This window comes from Pseudoalteromonas sp. NSLLW218 (genome assembly GCF_015864775.1).
In the GTDB taxonomy this organism is placed as follows: domain Bacteria; phylum Pseudomonadota; class Gammaproteobacteria; order Enterobacterales; family Alteromonadaceae; genus Pseudoalteromonas.
In genome coordinates this window covers 524617-543113 of sequence record NZ_JADYWO010000001.1, presented here as the reverse complement: position 1 = coordinate 543113, position 18497 = coordinate 524617, and the positions used below count along the sequence as shown (strand labels likewise).

At 38.6% G+C, this 18497-nt stretch carries 15 protein-coding genes; 8 read left to right on the top strand and 7 right to left on the bottom strand.

Annotation, left to right across the window (positions count from 1 at the left end):
* Window positions 1–55 precede the first annotated feature (55 nt).
* The 6 genes from I6E80_RS02455 to I6E80_RS02430 all read left to right on the top strand — a co-directional run bounded on the left by I6E80_RS02455 (window position 56) and on the right by I6E80_RS02430 (window position 7005).
* Window positions 56–409: a CidA/LrgA family protein gene (locus I6E80_RS02455; protein ID WP_024598764.1), complete on the top strand. Its 354-nt coding sequence runs from the start codon at window positions 56–58 to the stop codon at window positions 407–409.
* Window positions 402–1145: an LrgB family protein gene (locus I6E80_RS02450; protein WP_197184696.1), complete on the top strand. Its 744-nt coding sequence runs from the start codon at window positions 402–404 to the stop codon at window positions 1143–1145. Before I6E80_RS02455 ends, I6E80_RS02450 begins: the two co-directional genes overlap by 8 nt.
* A 38-nt stretch (window positions 1146–1183) precedes the next feature.
* Window positions 1184–2020, top strand: coding sequence for a mechanosensitive ion channel family protein (locus tag I6E80_RS02445; protein ID WP_024598766.1), 837 nt, complete (start codon window positions 1184–1186; stop codon window positions 2018–2020).
* Window positions 2021–2182: 162 nt separating this feature from the next.
* Window positions 2183–5431, top strand: coding sequence for a winged helix-turn-helix domain-containing protein (locus tag I6E80_RS02440; RefSeq protein ID WP_197184695.1), 3249 nt, complete (start codon window positions 2183–2185; stop codon window positions 5429–5431).
* A gap of 19 nt (window positions 5432–5450) precedes the next feature.
* Entirely contained in the window at window positions 5451–5846 is a 396-nt protein-coding gene (locus tag I6E80_RS02435; RefSeq protein WP_197184694.1) for a DP-EP family protein, read from the top strand.
* Between the two features lie 169 nt (window positions 5847–6015).
* Window positions 6016–7005 carry a sensor domain-containing diguanylate cyclase gene (locus I6E80_RS02430; protein ID WP_024598590.1) on the top strand — a complete coding sequence of 330 codons (990 nt, stop codon included), beginning with the start codon at window positions 6016–6018 and terminating at the stop codon, window positions 7003–7005.
* Between the two features lie 78 nt (window positions 7006–7083).
* Here I6E80_RS02430 and I6E80_RS02425 read toward each other — a convergent pair whose 3' ends face one another.
* Window positions 7084–7566 (bottom strand): winged helix-turn-helix transcriptional regulator, encoded by a 483-nt coding sequence (locus I6E80_RS02425; protein ID WP_024590009.1) that lies wholly within the window; start codon window positions 7564–7566, stop codon window positions 7084–7086.
* Between the two features lie 169 nt (window positions 7567–7735).
* Here I6E80_RS02425 and putA point away from each other — a divergent pair, with 169 nt between their 5' ends.
* Together putA and I6E80_RS02415 are read left to right on the top strand one after the other, a co-directional pair.
* Window positions 7736–11539, top strand: coding sequence for a bifunctional proline dehydrogenase/L-glutamate gamma-semialdehyde dehydrogenase PutA (putA, locus tag I6E80_RS02420; protein WP_197184693.1), 3804 nt, complete (start codon window positions 7736–7738; stop codon window positions 11537–11539).
* Between the two features lie 117 nt (window positions 11540–11656).
* On the top strand, window positions 11657–12850 hold the full coding sequence (locus I6E80_RS02415) for an HD-GYP domain-containing protein (RefSeq protein ID WP_197184692.1): 1194 nt from the start codon (window positions 11657–11659) through the stop codon (window positions 12848–12850).
* A 53-nt stretch (window positions 12851–12903) separates the two neighbouring features.
* On the opposite strand, the gene I6E80_RS02410 is transcribed toward I6E80_RS02415, so the two are convergent.
* The 6 genes from I6E80_RS02410 to I6E80_RS02385 form a co-directional block, all read right to left on the bottom strand.
* On the bottom strand, window positions 12904–13941 hold the full coding sequence (locus tag I6E80_RS02410; protein WP_197184691.1) for a general secretion pathway protein GspB: 1038 nt from the start codon (window positions 13939–13941) through the stop codon (window positions 12904–12906).
* Between the two features lie 11 nt (window positions 13942–13952).
* The gene (locus I6E80_RS02405; protein WP_024598595.1) at window positions 13953–14870 is read right to left on the bottom strand and encodes an ExeA family protein; all 918 of its coding nucleotides are present in this window, start codon (window positions 14868–14870) and stop codon (window positions 13953–13955) included.
* Between the two features lie 165 nt (window positions 14871–15035).
* Window positions 15036–15554 carry a DUF1566 domain-containing protein gene (locus I6E80_RS02400; RefSeq protein ID WP_076923575.1) on the bottom strand — a complete coding sequence of 173 codons (519 nt, stop codon included), beginning with the start codon at window positions 15552–15554 and terminating at the stop codon, window positions 15036–15038.
* Between the two features lie 9 nt (window positions 15555–15563).
* Window positions 15564–17213 carry a DUF1566 domain-containing protein gene (locus I6E80_RS02395; RefSeq protein WP_197184690.1) on the bottom strand — a complete coding sequence of 550 codons (1650 nt, stop codon included), beginning with the start codon at window positions 17211–17213 and terminating at the stop codon, window positions 15564–15566.
* A 69-nt stretch (window positions 17214–17282) separates the two neighbouring features.
* Window positions 17283–17615, bottom strand: coding sequence for a hypothetical protein (locus tag I6E80_RS02390; protein WP_024598598.1), 333 nt, complete (start codon window positions 17613–17615; stop codon window positions 17283–17285).
* A gap of 22 nt (window positions 17616–17637) precedes the next feature.
* On the bottom strand, window positions 17638–18342 hold the full coding sequence (locus I6E80_RS02385) for a DUF2982 domain-containing protein (RefSeq protein WP_197184689.1): 705 nt from the start codon (window positions 18340–18342) through the stop codon (window positions 17638–17640).
* Window positions 18343–18497: the final 155 nt, after the last annotated feature.

Below are 18497 nucleotides of genomic sequence, written 5' to 3'. Positions count from 1 at the left end.
TAAAAGAGTTTGATTTGTTAAAGTTAAGCTCTTATCTTTTCTGTGAGCCACTTTGATGAAATATCTGCTCAGTAGCGCTATTATTTTACTATGTTTGGCCTTAGCTAAACTCATTATGCATTTTATTGGTGGAAGCTTTCCTGCACCGTTACTTGCGATGGTTATTCTATTAGTTTTACTCTTATCTGGTATTGTAAAAGAGCAACACGTAAAACCATGCGCCTCCCCTATTTTAAATATTATGCCTATATTTTTCATTCCTGCGGGCGTGGGATTTATTGAACACCTCGGCCTTATAAAATCACACTGGGCATTTTTAGTCTCAGTTGTGGTGCTAGTCCCTATAACTACCTTGTTGCTTGTTAGCAGTGTAATTGCGTACTTTAAGGGAAAAGAAAATAATGAATAATTTTACTTTTTCTACAATATCAGAGCTACAGCCTAATTTATGGTGGCTAAGTATTCCTTTTATTATTGTATTATTTTTAGCACTAAGGGCCGTAAACCAAAGTATAAAAAACAGCGTATTTAAATCGCTCACTAACCCCGTATTTTTAAGTATTAGTATTATCGCTTTATTACTAATTAACCTAAATTTGCCTTATACGCAATTTGCCTCGCACAGCAAATTACTAAGCTGGTTATTAGAGCCCGCGATTGTGGCTTTAGCACTTCCGCTATATCAACAGTTTACACACGTACGAAAAAACCTATTACTCATAGTCGCAACATGTAGTTTAGGGATTGTTAATGCAACCGTGGTAGCATTTTTACTAAGCATACTATTTAGTGCGCCTGCGCAGCTAAGTGCATCTGTTGCCGCTCTCAGTGTTACAACCCCAATATCTTTAATTGTTACCGACTCATTAGGCGGTATTAGCTCTCTTGCTGCGGCTTTAGTTATTTTTATTGGTTTACTAGGCGCTTTATTTGGCTTTATGCTTTTTAAACTCATTAATCTTTTTAATCACGAATCTCAAGGTGTTGCAATGGGCACAGCTTGCCATGCAATTGGGACTGCTGCTGCTATTGCTGAGCATCCAAAAGTAGGCGCTTACTCCTCAGTTGCAATGGCGCTAAGTGCTTTATTAACAGCAATTATAGTGCCGCTGTTATATCCATTTTTAGTCAACATTTTGCTATAGTTGGAAAAATACAACATAGCCCTAACATAGAGCGCTTTATGATCAGTTCTGAAATCGAACAGTTTGAAAAATATTACACTATGCTTACTGAGTATATGGTTACCTACAGCATGCAAATTGTTGGCGCTATTTTTATCGTCCTCATTGGTTTGTGGATAGCACAAAAGCTTGCCAAATTTGTAGCCGCGTTAATGACCCGCCATAACGTTGATATTACGCTCACTAACTTTGTCAGTAGCGTGGTAAAAGTACTGCTAATTGTAATGGTTATAATTATTGCACTTGGCAAAATAGGTATTAGCGTTACGCCATTTGTAGCGGCCATTGGTGCAGCATCTTTAGGTGCAGGTTTAGCACTGCAAGGCATGCTTTCTAACTATGGTGCGGGTCTAGCCATTATAGCCACTCGACCTTTTGTTGTTGGTGATACTATTGAAGTTAAAAATGTAAGCGGCCAAGTTAAAACAATTGAGCTTGGCTACACTATTTTAATCAATGAAGAAAAAGTAGAAATTACTATTCCAAATAAGCACATAGTGGGTGAAATACTTCATAACTCATTTAGTTACTCATTGGTCAAAGGTGAAATAGATATAGCTTATAGTGCATGCTCTGATAACGCGATTAGCCTTATTGAAGACGTACTTAAAGCCCATGAATTAGTCGCGCAAAATCCATTATCACAAGTGGGTATTGAACGCTTTGCTGATAGCGGCGTAACTATTAGTTACAGGTATTGGGTACCTACGACTAAAATTATCGAAACCAAGTTGGCTATTAACGGTGGTGTTTATAAAGCAATTAATAATGCTGATATTGAAATCCCATTCCCTCAACGCGTAGTTACCATAAATAAAAGCGATATAGAGTCATAAAACTCAGTGGGTAACTCAATATTGAATTACCCACATCAATAAACCACTTTTACTGCGTAAAAACGCTTTATCTGTTTGTTATTTTATCTGTAATATAAAGACTTGGTTAAAAAAGTCGGCAAATCACTCGCTTTAATTACATAATAACAATAATGAGCCATTATGAATCGCAGCCCTTTTTATTTAGGTGATTGGCAAGTCAATCCCCAGTCAAATACTCTTCAGCGTGCAGAAAAAACTAAACAGTTAGAACCAAAAGCCATGGATGTATTAGTCCATCTGTGCTTACAAAAAGGCGAAATTGTTACGAGTGACGAGCTATTAGATCAATGCTGGAAAAATGTTGAGATAGGCGATAACCCGCTGCATAAAACAATTACGCAGTTACGAAAAGCCCTTGGTGATAAAGCAAGTGAGCCCACCTACATAGAAACTATTCGAAAGCGTGGTTACCGCGTTATTGCAAAACTTGAGTTTCCTCTAGCTGAAGACATAAAAACAACTGAAAACACATGGCAAGGTGGCTCTCCTTTTTTAGGATTAAGCGCCTACAACCCAAGCGATACACACCTATTTTTTGGCCGTAATCAATCTATAGAAACGTTACTCAATAGAATATCGAGCCAAGTTAAATTTGGTCGTGCATTTTGCTTAATACTCGGTCCTAGTGGCACGGGTAAATCATCACTTGTTAATGCGGGTATATTGCCTAAATTACTTGATGAGCGAGGCTATAATGGCATTGGGGTTATTTCTTATAGTCAACTCGACTTTGCAGATGTTCATAAAAATAGACTTTTTCTAGATTTAGCTTCCGTACTGCTGGATTGGGATATAAACGCCCAGCCTGTGTTTGAAGGATTAAGCGCGCAAACACTTGCAGAACAGCTAGAATTGGCAATCGATGGCGTAATTAACGCCATACAAGTTGCACTTAGCAAAGCCTCTACACAACTTAAAACACCACAGTTATTTTTATTTATTGATCGCTTAGAAGTACTACTTTCTTCACCTATATTTAGTAGCGAAACACGCAGCCATTTTTTATCGGTTATTGAGCGCTTAGCAACCTCTAAAACAGTGATTGTATTTAGTGCGTGTCGTAACGACTTTTACCCTTTAGTGGTTGAACAACCCAGCCTAATGGCAGGCAAAGCCCATGGCGCGCACTACGATTTAACACCGCCAAATCGCCAAGAGCTTCAACAAATTATTCGTCTGCCAGCGTTAACCGCTAATTTAACGTTCTCATATGACCCACAAACCCAAACACCACTGGATGAAATACTTTGTGCAGATACAGCCAATAACCCCGATGCACTGCCCATGCTGCAATACACATTGCAAGAGCTGTATTTACAGCGCAGTGATAATAACGAGCTACTGCACAGTGTTTACAAAAAACTCGGTGGTATTGAGGGCGCCATAGGCAAAAAAGCAGAAGATATATTTATTGACCTCAGCAACGAGCAACAACAGCAACTAAAAAGCGTGTTATCACAGTTAATAACGCTTAACCATGATGGTAAAACCATTACGAGCCGCGCTGCCCGCTGGCAAACATTAACGAACACAAGCCAAAAAGAGCTTGTGCAAGCCATGGTCGATAGCCGTTTATTTGTATCGCACCTTCAAAACGAAGAAGCCTGTTTTAGCCTTGCTCACGAGGCATTATTACGTCAATGGCCGCGCGCAAAACAATGGATTAATGACCATAAAGATGCCTTAGCAATAAAAAGCCGCTTACAACACCAAGCGCAAAATTGGATAGATGAAGGTAAAAGTAGTGCCTACCTCCTAGCGCCAGGTAAACCGCTACAAGAAGCGCAGCTATTACTTAACGACAAACTGTTTAGATTAGATGATAACGAGCACGCTCTTATCAAAAGCTCTATTAAAAAAACAAAAGCAAAAATAAGAGTAAAACGAGTGACCGTTGCTTTATTGTGCTTACTTACATTCACCGCGTTATTAATGAGCTTTACTAGTTTTAAGGCCCAGCAACATGCGCAAAAAAAACAGCTTGAGGCCGAAAGCTTACTAGGGTTTATGGTGGGTGACTTTGCCGACAAACTGCGTAGCGTAAAGCGTATGGACTTACTTGATGGTATTAGTAATAAAGCACTTGAATATTTTACAAATCAAACAGACGAATCAGGTTCACTCTTCGGCTTTAGCGATAATAAAGCACAATTTAACAACCGTTTTCAATACGCACAAACTCTTGAAGCAATGGGTGAAGTGGCCTATTCACGGGGTAAAACCGATGAAGCCTTTACCGCCTTTGAAAACGCCAGCACCCGCCTTGAGGCATTATTAAAAATCAAGTCAAACAATTTAGAGCTACTCACGCTTGCGGGTGCAAATGCCTTTTGGCTCGGCCAGCTCCATTATGATAAAAGTGATTACGCTGCCACAGAGCCATTATTTAAAAAGTACCATACATACAGCGAAACCATGTATTCGTTAGCACCGAATGATTTTAACTCCATTATGGAATTGTCATATTCACATAATTCGCTGGGGTCTTTGTATTTAAAGCAATTTAACTACACTGGCGCGAAGCAACGCTTTACAGAGTCGCTTGCTTTAAAAAATGAAGCCCTTGAGCTTAAACCCAATAATAAAAACTTACTGCGTGATAAAGCGGATACAATCAGTTGGCTCGCCAGCACTGAAGAGAGATTAGGGCACTTTAATCGCGCACTGGATATGTTTAATAATGCTACTAACGAATTAAGAATCATGCTAAACAAGTACCCTAATGACGCTAGTTTATACAAGGGGCTTGCGTCAAATTACATACAACAGAGTTACTTGTTAAGTTATTTAAGTGATAAAAGTCTTGCGTATGAAAAAGCCGAACAGGCGACAACTGCGATTAATATTGCTCGCTTGCAAGACCCTGCAAATAAACAATTTCAACGTTCCTATTTTCGTTTTTTAGCTTTGCAGTTAGTGTTATCTAAAAATATTCAAACTGAAAATGAGGTGAATGAAATCCTGAATTTTTTAGCTCAAGAGAAATTTAACAATACAGAAATAATTAACACCCAAATAAGCCTAATTCAATATTTTTCACAACGGGGTTTCTACTCAAAAGCTGAAGCACTTTTAAAATCACTTGAGCAAAGCGACGATTATAGGGAGCAGGTAAATAGTCTTAATGAAGATGGTTTAGGGTCAATTTCTGCAATAGTAAATTTAGCTAATGCTAAACTAACCCCAAATGAAGAAGAAAAAAAAATATACTGCCAAAACGCACTCAACATTTTGGGAAGTAAAAAAACTAAAAGCTTACATTACACTTTCCCACTAATCCAAGCGCATACTTGCTTAAACAAAGATGCCAAGATTACAAACTTAAAAAACAGCCTAACTAAATTAGGCATCAATAACTTTGAACTATAACAACTTAAAAGGAAAAAGCATGCTTCCAACCTTATCTCCATTTATATTTCATGTGGATATTATTATCAACGATACTGATGAAGCTATAATAACTTACTACCAGAATGACAAAGTGGTTAGCGGTGGTGGCAGCGTCGTAGATGCTAACTCAATTGGCCTTTATATTATTAAAGATCGCCCTACCAATGAAGGTATCACATTCGTTGGCGTTGAGTTCTCGAAAGTAGAAGGATCTGTGGAGCCTTGCGCTAAAGAAGATTTTGCAGGTGCATTAATAAAAGGAGGTAAAGCTATTTGTGTATTTGATTCAAACCAAAATATTGGCCTCACCTGTATGCGTTTTGTAGTAGAGCGAGATGGTAAAGCGTACAAAAGCCCAGATCCACAAGTTGAGAACGATAAAAAACCTAACTAAAGCTGGAGGATAACACCAAAACAATTTGCACAGGCAAATCAAAGCCTGTGAAAAATAAAAATAAAAAAATCAAAGACTTAAAAAGGAAGATTACCGAAAGGTTTAAAAAATATAAATTAAATAAACTACTAGACATAAAGTTTCATTAACAATAAAAATGAGCAACACCATGTCTAACAATAATGAAAATAGCAGAGCAAATAACACCGAAAATGCTGTATCTGCATTAATCAGTAGCATTTCTAATACCGTTAACAATGAAAAAATAAGCGCAATTATTAATGTCACTAATGTCATGGCCGATGCTATTTTTATTGTTAATGCAGATGGGGTATTTGAATCAGTAAATCCCGTTGCGGCTCGTTTTTTTAATGTTACGTCTGATTCATTAATAGGTAAAAAATGGCAAGATTGTTTACAAGAACAGTATCGCGATGACTATGCTTACATGTTTGAAAGTTGGAAAAACAACTATCAAACACCACTCAATCATGGCCCCAAAGAAGTTAAAATAATAAAAAACAATGGTAACTGTTTAGATATAGAGCTCTCAATTTCTTGTATACCCGCATCAACCACAAACAATATCCCCCTATTTATTTGTATTATGCATGATATTTCTAGGCATGTTAAAAAGTATAAAGTACTCGAAAACATAGCCAAAATAGATCACCTTACAGGTATCGCTAATCGCTGCACTTTAGAAAAGGCGATTATTAAAAATTGGCAAGAATGCATAGTAGACAAACAGCCTTTGAGTTTTATCTTGATCGATATTGATTTTTTTAAACTGTTTAACGATAATTTTGGTCATGTAAAGGGTGATAAATGTTTGCAAAAAGTAGCGCAAACAATTGAAGACTGCCTCCCCTCAAAAGATAGTTTAGTAGCACGCTATGGTGGTGAGGAGTTTGCTGTTGTATTACCTCGCTCACATGTCTCAAATGCAGAAATGATCGCAAAACGTATTCAAGAAAAAATACTCAACATTAGTTTTAGAGATATTGGTTTGCCAGCGAATGTAAAGATAAGTGTAAGCCAGGGTTTAGCGTGTGAATACGATAATCAGTACAGAACATCTGAGGCATTAATATGCGCGGCTGATACGGCTTTATATAGAGCGAAGTCGGAAGGTCGTAATAAATTATGTATAAGGTGATGTACTAACTATTTGGTATAGCCTTTATCTACTAAAATAAAAAACCGCAATTGCGGTTTTTTATTACTTGAGAAAAGCTTAAATATCAATTAGCAGCCCTTCGTCTTTTTTAATCTTTTCGATCACCATATAAGTATGATGAGTGCCCACGCCGGGAATATCGACTAAGTCGCCAAGAACTTGTCTATATTCTTCCATATTAGACACGCGGATTTTTAATAAATAATCATAACCGCCTGCCACCATGTCGCATTCAACGACTTGTTGTATTCTTAGTATATGCTCTCTAAATACCTTAAATACTGCTGTATTTGAAGCAACAAGCGACACTTGAACATGTGCTACTAAGCTTTGATTAAGCTTTGCTTCGCTAAGCTTAGCGTAGTAGCCTTCGATATAGCCTTCTTGCTCTAATCGTTTTACACGATCTAGGCACGGGCTTGCACTCAAATTAACCTGTTTTGCGAGGTTAACATTTGAAATTCTGCCGTTCTTTTGTAGAACGTCTAGTATGGCTAAATCAATACGATCTAGCATGCGTAATCTATTTGGAATTGTCATAACAGAATTTTATGCGGATAAGTTAAATTTATGCCCTGTAAATTATCGTAAAACGCGAAATTTAACCAGCATATTCTGCTGAAATTTAATTAGAATGCACTCACAATATCACTGGTAATTTATTGGTAATTAATTTTACTTTAATTCTTAACACTCCTGAGGGTTGCTTATGTTATTCAACGGCGATTTAACAACGATTTGTCCTATTAGACAAAGAATCCGTGACTTCTACCGCATAGATGAAAATGCGGTTATTGATCATATTTTACCGCTTGCAGAAGTAGGCGTAAAAGCACGAAGTCGTGCCTGGGAAAGAGCCCGCCAGATTGTTTTAAACATTCGTAAAGAGCAAGATGGGCAAGGCGGTGTTGATGCGCTTTTAAATGAATTTTCACTTTCAAGTGAAGAAGGCGTTGTATTAATGTGTTTGGCCGAAGCACTGCTTCGTGTACCAGACAAAGCAACTCAAGATGTACTGATTCGCGACAAGTTAGCGAAAGGTGATTGGAGCTCTCATTTAGGAAGTAGCGATTCTTTATTTGTAAACGCGTCTTCTTGGGGATTATTAGTTACCGGTAAAATGGTTAACTACACTGACAAAACGAAAGAACAACAGTTCGGTATGCTTAAAAAGACCATTGGTCGTTTAGGTGAGCCAGTTATTCGTAAGTCTGTAAATTTTGCTATGAAAATTATGGGTAAGCAATTCGTTATGGGTCGTACCATTGACGAAGCAATTGAACGTGCTGCCGATACAGAGCAAAAAGGTTATGTATATTCTTACGATATGCTAGGTGAAGGCGCTCGCACAATGAAAGATGCGAAGCGTTACTTTGACAGCTACATGAACGCTATACACTCTATTGGTAAAGCGGCCAATGGTCGTGGTCCAATTAAGAGCCCTGGCATTTCAGTTAAGCTTTCTGCTATTCATCCACGTTATGAGTTCACTCATAAAGACCGTGTGATGGAAGAAATTGTACCAAAGTTAAAAGAGCTTGCACTTGCCGCTAAGAAATACGATATCGGCTTTACTGTTGATGCTGAAGAAGCTGACCGTTTAGATATTTCTCTAGATGTAATTGAAGCAGTATTTAGTGATGAAGATCTTGGTGATTGGCAAGGATTTGGCTTAGCGGTTCAAGCGTATCAAAAACGCGCTATTTTTGTAATTGAATGGCTAACAGAGCTTGCAACCCGTGTTGGTCGTAAGATGATGGTACGTTTAGTTAAAGGCGCATACTGGGATACAGAAATCAAAACCACACAACAAGATGGTTTAGAGCATTTCCCTGTATTTACTCGTAAAGCAACGACCGATGTTTCTTACAAAGCATGTGCAATTAAAATGCTTGAAGCGCGCGACGTGCTTTATCCGCAATTTGCTACACATAACGCTTACACTGCCGCGACTATTTTAGAAGTAGCGAAAGGCGACAACACAGGTTTTGAATTTCAACGTTTGCACGGTATGGGTGAATCATTATTCGACCAAATCGTTAACGAAGAAAAAATTCAATGTCGTGTATATGCACCCGTTGGTCAACACGAAGACCTACTTGCTTACCTTGTTCGTCGTTTGTTAGAAAATGGTGCTAACTCATCATTTGTAAACGCCATTGTGGATACAACAAAACCTGTTGAATCATTACTACCAGACCCTGTAGAAACACTGCAAGGCTTGCGTAATAAGTACAATACGCAAATCAAAATGCCAATTGATTTATACGGTGAAGAACGTGCTAATTCTAAAGGCATGGATTTAACCGATATTAACGTTATTACCCCTTTCAAAGAGAATCTTGAAACATGGTTTAACGAGCACTTAATTGAGCAAAGCCAAGTACCAGAAGGCTCATTGGCTGTTAAAAACCCAGCGAATCACAAAGAAATCATCGGCCACGTTAAATTGCAAACTGGCGAAGAGATGAAAGTATTACTGGCTAACGCTGAAGCTGCACTTGAATCATGGTCACAAACACCTGTAAAAGACCGTGCTAATCTACTGCGCCGCGTTGCTGATATTTTAGAGCGCCATCATGATGAACTAGTCGCTATCTGTATTAAAGAAGCGGGTAAAGTAGCGCAAGATGGTATTGATGAAGTACGTGAAGCGGTTGATTTTTGTCGTTACTACGCAGCGCGCGCTGAAGAGTTATCTAAAGATGAGCGTTTTGAAGCCCGTGGCGTTATTTTATGTATTAGCCCGTGGAACTTCCCGCTTGCAATATTCTTAGGTCAAGTTGCTGCTGCGATTGTTACAGGTAACACTGTAATTGCTAAGCCTGCTGAGCAAACAAGTTTAATCGCCCTTCGTGCTATTGAACTAATGCTGTCTGTTGGTTTACCTGAGCATGTTGTTCAACCGGTTATTGCTCGTGGTTCTGAAGTAGGTAAAACAATCGTTCCTGATGAGCGCATTCAAGCGGTTATGTTTACAGGTTCTACTGAAACAGGCACATTAATTTCTCAAACACTTGCTGCACGTAACGATATTCAAGTACCGTTAATTGCTGAAACAGGTGGCCAAAACTGTATGATTGTTGATTCAACGGCCCTTCCTGAGCAAGTAGTTGACGATGTGATCAGTTCTGGTTTTCAAAGTGCTGGCCAACGTTGTTCTGCCCTTCGTGTTTTATTCATTCAAGATGACGTAGCTGATGGCATTATTGAAATGCTTAAAGGTGCTCTAGCTGAGTTACACATTGGCGATCCATCGTTACTATCAACTGATGTTGGTCCTGTAATTGATGAAAAAGCACTTAAAAACTTAAATGAACACGTTGAGTACTTAAAAGGTAATTCTATACTTCATTACGAGTGTAAAATCCCTGATAACACTCAAAATGGCGCATACTTTTTTGCCCCTCGCTTATACGAAATCGAAGACTTATCAGTACTTAAACGTGAAGTGTTTGGCCCATGTGTACATATTGTTCGCTTTAAGTCGAATGAACTTGATGATGTGATGGATCAAATAAATAACACGGGCTATGGTCTGACAATGGGTGTTCATTCACGTATTGAAGAGCGTTGTGAGTACCTTGCTAAGATGTCACGTGCAGGTAATGTTTACATTAACCGCAACATGATTGGTGCAATTGTTGGTGTGCAACCGTTTGGTGGCCGTGGTTTATCAGGTACTGGCCCTAAAGCCGGTGGCCCTAACTACCTACAACGTTTAGTAAAAGAAAAAGCATCACCAGATAACGTACAAATGACTAACCTGACGCCAGATGAGCTTGATTTACACCACTACAGCGGTGCGAATGAGCAAGTTCAAAAGCTAATGACGAACTCAATGCGCGATGAAAAAATCTGGCGCGCAACACCACTAAACGACCGTGTTTCGGCTGTACGTCAGTTGCTTGCTAAAATTGCGACGGTAGAAATTATCGACGATTTAGCAGACGATTTAGCATTAACACTATCAGAAGCACGTGCACAGCTTAACCGCCTTGAAAAGCACATGCGTAAGTTTACTACCCTGCCGGGGCCAACGGGTGAGTCTAATACACTTCATCTAGAAGCACGTGGTTGTGTAGTGTGCTATGCAGATAAGAGTACATCATTTAACTTCTGGGCATTGTCTATCATTACTGCTATTGCCGCTGGTAATACGGTAATTACAGTAGCGTCTGAGCTGTTTTATGATGAAGCCGTTGCCTTTAAAGATAAATTTATCTCTACAGGTGTTGCTGAAGGTGTTTTCCAAGTAGCTAAACCTAACCAGTTACAAGCTATTTTGGCCCACCCTCATTTGGCCGGTGCAGTAGTTGCTGCTCGCTCGTCTCGCTTGGGCTACTTTAGCCAACAGCTTGCACAGCGTAAAGGTGCTATTTTACCAGTAATTAGCTCTGAGTATTACGATACATTAATCAAACGTCTTATTACTGAAAAAACAATCAGTATTGATACAACAGCATCAGGTGGTAACACATCACTAATGACGCTTGTTGAAGATGATGAATAATTAAGCTAATGTTTTTTCATTAAAAAATAAAAAAGGCACTGAAAAGTGCCTTTTTTATTAGGTAGTAACGTATGTTTTTGTTAAATTAGTTAAAGATTAGTAACAGAAGCAGTAAATTTGAAAATAATTCCCGTTAGTCAGCTACTCCCAGGTATGTTTGTACAAAGTGTTACCAAGCAAACTGGTAGTATCAAAATTAAAAATCAAGGCTGGGTTAAAACTCAGGCAGGTATTAACAACCTGATAAAAGCAGGCATTCTAGAAATAGAAATCGACCCTGATAAAACCCTCATTGATACAGTCCCCGAAAAAGATCTAATTGCGACACCTACAACAAAAATAAAGCGCGACCCTTGGCAAAAAACACACAGTGCCGAACAAGAAATGGGAAAGGCAAAAAAGCTGTATGACGAAGCTAAAACGCTACAAATAAAAGCATTTAAAGATATAAAAGCAGGCCGCGATATAGATATTGCGCCATTTAAAGAGCTGGCAAGTGGCTTTATGGATTCTGTTTTTAGAAACCAAGATGCCCTAGCCTGCCTTACTCAAATGCGCCAAAAAGATGCCTACCTACTTGAGCACTCTATTAATGTATCGATACTAATGGGGATCTTCGCTAAGCATTTAAGTATAGAAAAAAACATTATCGTTGAGCTGACTACAGGCGCACTTTTACATGACATTGGAAAAATAAAAATTCCAGATGAAATACTGAATAAACCTGGTCGCTTTACTGATGAAGAATTTAAAATAATGAAATTGCACTCGCTTTTCAGTAAAGAAATTTTAGAAGAGTCCGGCTTAACAGGTATCGCTGTTGATATTGCAGGTATGCATCATGAAAGGCTTGATGGTAAAGGCTACCCATTTGGTAAAAAGGGTGACGAAATAAGCCAATACGTACGTATGGCGTCAATTGTAGATGTGTATGATGCACTCACTGCAGAGCGTGTTTACAAGGCAGGAATGGAGCCAATAAAAGCGTTTAAAATACTAAAAGATGGGTGCCCAGATAGCTTCGACCCTGTGCTGCTTAATAAGTTTATTCAATGTATTGGTATTCACCCAGTAGGAACGCTTGTTAGGTTATCGAGTCAAAAAGTTGGCTTAGTGACCGAGAGTAACCCAAGTACACCACTAAAGCCTATTGTTAAAACATTTTACAGCGCCAAACATAGTCGCTATACAGAGATAAAAGATATCGATTTATCTAATAAAAAAACCCTAGATACCCTTGAATCAGCGGTGAAACCAAAAGAGTATAATATTGATTTAGAACGCTTTTATAAAAACTCAATATTATCCTAAGCAATATTGAGAGCTCAACATTCTACCGAGCTCTCAATTAAATAACTAAGCGCTTACTCTGGCCAATCTTGCAAAGCTTTTAAGCTAAACTCATAACCATCAAAATCAAGTACACTTTGTTCAGGTGTGATCTCTCTTACAGTTAAAGCGCCAATCCTCTCACCCTCATGTAGCTCTCGGCCATTTAGCTTGATCCAACGCTTATCCGCACTCGATGAATATATATGTGCTTGATATTTAATACTAGGCAACATTGATTGCAAACCATCAGGCAGCAATTCTACAGGCTCAACACGTGATGACGTTTTTGATGCTTGGGTAACTTCATAATCTTGATTTTTTTCGACGTCTTGTATAGCTTGAGCAAACGCATTTTTAAGTGTTGTAGGCACCTCATCAAGTTCTGGATCGCTCATCAATTGAGATTGGTTGCTACCATTAATTGGCTTACCCAGGACTTTATATTTACTCATATCTAGTTGAGCAGATGCTGTATTTTGACTTTGCCCAAATACCGAAGCGTTCTGCATATTATTTGGATTGTAATTACTTTGTGGATTAAATACTGGCTGATTATAATTTTGAACTGGCATTACTTGCTGCACGCTCTGCTGATTATAACCTGCTGCATCCCCGCCCTGACTCGATGGCATAGGAATATATTGCCCATTAGGCGTTAATAACATTTGCTGTACACCATTAGGTGTTTGCACATGTACAAGTTGTCCTTCAATCGTTGCTGTATTTGTTGGAGCTACTTTAGCAGGCTCTAACTTAGCTATTTGCTGTTTTTCAACTTCAACATCTACCTCTTTAACTTCTTCTTTAGGTGACGATTTTTCACTTTCAACCACCTTAATTACAGCGGGCTCCGATATGTTTAATAAAGTAGTACCTTGAAACCACTTACCCGTAGTAAACCCACCAGCTACCGCAATAAAAGCAGCTAAGCTTGTACCAAATACTAGCGCTAATCGTCTATAACGCTTAAGTGCTTGCTGTTGCTTTAACTGCTCTGATTGTAAGTCGTATTGCTCAGCACTCATATCTGATTGCTGTGACTGCTTTAGCGCATCTAATAAATAAGACATAACTTACCTAACTATAAAATAAATGAAAGCCCAATGCCTACGGCAAATAAAGCAGCGAATGCAAGGCTATATGGTACTAGTGACGTTGCTTTGTTAGCCTCATTAACGGGCGCTACAAAATCCATGGGTAATGACTCATGTGCTGATTTTTTTATTATATCGCTATCAACTATCAACTGCTGCTTTGCAAAAGTGCCTACCAAAGCTCGCTCACAGACCAAGTTCATTAATCGTGGCACACCACCGGTTAATTGATGAACAGCTTGCATAGCATCCATCGAAAAAATTCCTTTATCACATCCTGCAACATGTAAACGGTGCTTTATGTAAGCTACTGTTTGGCCTTGCGTAAGTGGTAATAAATGGTAACGAGCTGTTATTCTCTGGGCGAGTTGCCTTAATTCATTGCGCTTTAAAAGCTCTTGTAGCTCAGGTTGCCCAACCAATACTATTTGTAATAATTTTTTATGATCGGTTTCTATATTTGTCAACAAGCGTAATTGTTCAAGAACATTAGGGGCAAGTAACTGCGCTTCATCAATTATAAGAATGGTATGCCCACCCGATTTATTATTGGTCTCTAAATGCTTTTTTATAATATCGGTAAGACTTTTAAGCGTTGCATTATTAGCATCATAACTAATGTTGAGCTCATCACAAATACTGGCTAATAACTCTAGCTCTGAAAGTGCTGGGTTATGGATCATAGCTACTTGCGTGTTTTCAGGTAACTGCTCTAACATACTGCGGGTAATTGTAGTTTTACCTGTACCCACTTCGCCTGTTAATAATACAAAACCACCGTCTTCACCTAATCCATAGGTAAGGTGTGCTAAGGCTTCTTTATGTCGTTCACTTAAAAATAAGTAATGAGGGTTGGGCGAAATTGAAAAAGGTTTTTCATTCAGGCCAAAATAGCTTAAATACACCGTGATGTTCCTTCGTAATTAAATCACGGCCTATAATGGCAAAAAAACGCGCTAAGTGACAACGTTGTAAGCGCTTTATTATTGAAATAACGTAAATTTATGTAAAACAAAAAAATGCAGCGGTTTTAAGGCTGCACTTTTGTCTGTCTAATCTTAGTATGCATTTTACTCTTCGTAGCGCACTAACCGTAAATACACATTACTGGTTTTGGCATGTAAGCTATTAAGCCCACTATCAAATTGATAAACCCACGCTGAGCTCATCGTGCTAACACCCGATGTATTTGACCAATAGTTTTGAAGCTTAGTACCAAAAAACACCTCTTCATTAATGCTCGGCTCGGTACAACTGTGCTCTAAAATACTCGCAAGCTCTTTAATGTTAGGCATTTGCCAATCATCGTAGTCTGCGGTTGTATCATTATTAGCACCGCGTAGTGCTTCTTGCCAAGTAAGAGAAGGTGTAGAGCCTTCACAAAGCTGGGTCTCTGTATTATAAGTTTGCCCATAACTACAGCGTTGCCACATAAGGCCAGTTTCGGTATCAGACACTGTGCCATCTGTATTTATAGTAAATCTATCTGTCGGTGTTGTGGTATCTGCACCGTCGTAGCACGTTTGCGCCGCTGCAATATTAAAGCTCAAGCTTATAGTTGCTAGTGCATAGAGTAATTTTAATCTCATTATTTTCTCCTAACGGCTTCTAACTAAACGAACATACGCGGTATTTTCTTTTGGATAAGCAAGATCATTACCATCACTCATATCAATAATGTACGCTTGCGATAAACTGGTACCATCGGCTGCGGTTTGTGAGGTCCAGTAACGTAAATGGCTTAATGCACTTTCACTGGGCATATTAGGAAAAAATGCCTCATCAATTAATATGCTTTGCCCTTGTTTACCGTAATCAATTAAACCTAAAAGCTCTGTATAAGTAGGTAACCGCCAGTTTGTACCACCACAAAAATCTAAGTTATTCACTTCGTTTATATAACTTTGTACTCCACAACTCGTATCATCCGGACACGTTGAATTGGCTGTACTGATATCGGTAAAAGTAGTATTCCCTACATCCCAAAAGTAATGATTTTGCCCCTCACGCAAACTTGTATTTGGTAATACTCCTGAGGATTCACTTTTTACTTCCCATACAAGTCCAGTAACATTATCGCGTATACAGGTAAAGTCACTACTATCATCACCAACTTCATCAGCAAACTGATTAAGTTTCGTGTAATCAAACGCTAAGTTACCTTTGCCAACCTTATCTAAGCGGTTTGCATAGCTATCGCGTCCAAGCTCAGCATCTTGCGCTGGAAAGTCATCGCTTTCACAGTTAATTCGTTGGGTGTTGTTATAGCACTCACCAACACCACTATCATTTATAAGCCCAAGCGCTTTTGGTGATACATCAACAAATAAAGAATCTGTATCGGTGCGTCCTTTTGAGTCGGTTACCGTTACTTCAAAGCTCAACGTGGATTCAGTATCTACATCAGAGGCAAAAAATGTCGTTGTACATTGGTCGCTATTACTTAATGTTTCGCTATTACCGGTAAGTTGTTGCCATTTACATTGATACGTATCGGTGACAGTTTCGCTATTCGTTGCATCAAGCGTTACTTCTTCAAACTCTTCGACATTTTGATCAGCGCCTGCATTTGCATCCACTAGTTCATTTGTTTTATTAAGTGTCATTGAATATTGAGTACTCGCCTCACCGCCTTCATCATCAGTGACTGTTAGCTGCCAAGATAAATTTACGTTACTTTCTAGTAATGGATGAGAAAAGCTAAGAGTTGACTCGTTAAAGCTCGCAATATCTAAATCAGGACCTGATAGCAGTTGCCACAAATAACTATCAATTTGGCCATTATCATCAGGATCGCTCGACTCAAGGGCGCTCAAAGTCACTGTATCTTTGTATACAGAAGGAAGTGCTTCAGGAGATGTTTGTGTAACAACAGCAAGAGGAAGTTGATTATTAGAGCTCACTGAAATAGAAATATCGTCACTAACAGCGCTACTACCCGTACTTTGATAGCTCACTCTTAAGATAATTTCGCTGTCAGCTTTTACGTCAGGGGCTGTAAGTGTTTGCTCTGCGCCATCAAGCGGAAAACCTTCTAAGCTTGGGCCGCTAACCTGTTGCCATGAAAACGTACCATCCGCAGGGGAACCTTGTGCTGTGATGGTAAATTCAGTTTTTTCGATAATTTGTAAATCGGTTCCAGCATTAACAGACGTTTCTACAACTGTATTATCGCTATCACCGCCACCGCCTCCACACGCACTCAGCAAACCACAAGAAATGAGGGGGATTAAAGCAAACGCTTTCATACGCAGCACCTTATTATGTCAAATAATTACTATAGTGTAATCATAAGCAATAAAGATGCCATTAAAGTACTACATATATGTATCTTGATGAATGCGTACAAACAACTTTGTACCTATTTTACTGTAATCTACTTTGTATTCACGCCCATCTAAAGCTTGAATAAACAGTAATTGTTTTTCTTCGCCGAATACATCAGCGCTACTCACATAAACCATCTCTAAATAACGTTCTTTTGCGTCACGGCGGTTTTTAGGTAACTCTTCTTTAAATGGCTCTAAGCCATGTTGAGTCACTTTAATTTTGGGATGAATTTCAGAGTTTACAATTACTAAATCGTGCTTTTTATCTTTATGTATTATGGTGTTTCGACCACTTTTTAAAAAGGCTCTGTCTTGGCTCATTTTTCTTTCCTACAGTCGCAGCTTAATTATTAATTTGCGACGCTATAAACTGACTAGGCTCGCGCTTCCATTTATTTAAGTTAGCACTAAATGTCCAGATATCTCTATCCAACACACTGGCTGGCAATAATAAATCGTAACCGGTTAACAGTCGAAGGTGCTTAGTCCTGTTAGCAAACATAGCTATAAGACCAGTATAGCTTATCCCTTTATGGGATGTGTAATGTGTATCTTCTATTAGCCATTCTGATGGGCAATTGCCATTTTTGCAATGTTTTTGAACAACTTGCATGAATAAGTTACGCTGCTCTATTAATAATTTCCCTGCAATTCTAGGCGCTATGCTTGTTAAAAACTCGTCTATGTCGTTTACCTTAACACCAACTGCATTTAATTCTAAATAATCAAAGCCATCTTCTACTTTGGGTATACCACTGTGATGAAAGTTACTATGGGGCATACACCAAGCCCCGTACTTATGGCAATAAACAAGCTCCGACTCACTTAAAATAAGACTATGATATGGCTCTTGGGTTTTCAAAAAGCCAATAAAAATAGCAGCAAGGCACAAACTAACTAAAAACACTTCAAGGATGCTAATTTCACCTGGCCTTAGTATATTGAATAACATAATAAAAGCTAAGCCTATAGCACCTACAGCGAGCACCTCAATTGCGTTTCGCGTACCTTGTGCTCGAAACTTAATGACATTGTTAGATTTATCCATATTGGTAAAACACCATATAAAAAACAAACATAATAATGGCCCAAATTATGACCTTTCTTGTTGTTATACATAAGTTACAGGTAGTTTTAAATTTCATACATTACCGCTTTTACCTCAACAAAATAGGAACAATGAATAAATCTTATTTACTTTTA

Bases quoted from the DNA above. Each gene is read 5' to 3' on its own strand.
- I6E80_RS02450 (WP_197184696.1), top strand. From the start codon at position 402: ATGAATAATTTTACTTTTTCTACAATATCAGAGCTACAGCCTAATTTA.
- I6E80_RS02445 (WP_024598766.1), top strand. From the start codon at position 1,184: ATGATCAGTTCTGAAATCGAACAGTTTGAAAAATATTACACTATGCTT.
- I6E80_RS02455 (WP_024598764.1), top strand. From the start codon at position 56: ATGAAATATCTGCTCAGTAGCGCTATTATTTTACTATGTTTGGCCTTA.
- I6E80_RS02410 (WP_197184691.1), bottom strand. From the start codon at position 13,941: ATGTCTTATTTATTAGATGCGCTAAAGCAGTCACAGCAATCAGATATG.
- I6E80_RS02400 (WP_076923575.1), bottom strand. From the start codon at position 15,554: ATGAGATTAAAATTACTCTATGCACTAGCAACTATAAGCTTGAGCTTT.
- I6E80_RS02395 (WP_197184690.1), bottom strand. From the start codon at position 17,213: ATGAAAGCGTTTGCTTTAATCCCCCTCATTTCTTGTGGTTTGCTGAGT.
- I6E80_RS02390 (WP_024598598.1), bottom strand. From the start codon at position 17,615: ATGAGCCAAGACAGAGCCTTTTTAAAAAGTGGTCGAAACACCATAATA.
- I6E80_RS02425 (WP_024590009.1), bottom strand. From the start codon at position 7,566: ATGACAATTCCAAATAGATTACGCATGCTAGATCGTATTGATTTAGCC.
- I6E80_RS02385 (WP_197184689.1), bottom strand. From the start codon at position 18,342: ATGGATAAATCTAACAATGTCATTAAGTTTCGAGCACAAGGTACGCGA.
- I6E80_RS02435 (WP_197184694.1), top strand. From the start codon at position 5,451: ATGCTTCCAACCTTATCTCCATTTATATTTCATGTGGATATTATTATC.
- I6E80_RS02440 (WP_197184695.1), top strand. From the start codon at position 2,183: ATGAATCGCAGCCCTTTTTATTTAGGTGATTGGCAAGTCAATCCCCAG.
- putA (WP_197184693.1), top strand. From the start codon at position 7,736: ATGTTATTCAACGGCGATTTAACAACGATTTGTCCTATTAGACAAAGA.
- I6E80_RS02430 (WP_024598590.1), top strand. From the start codon at position 6,016: ATGTCTAACAATAATGAAAATAGCAGAGCAAATAACACCGAAAATGCT.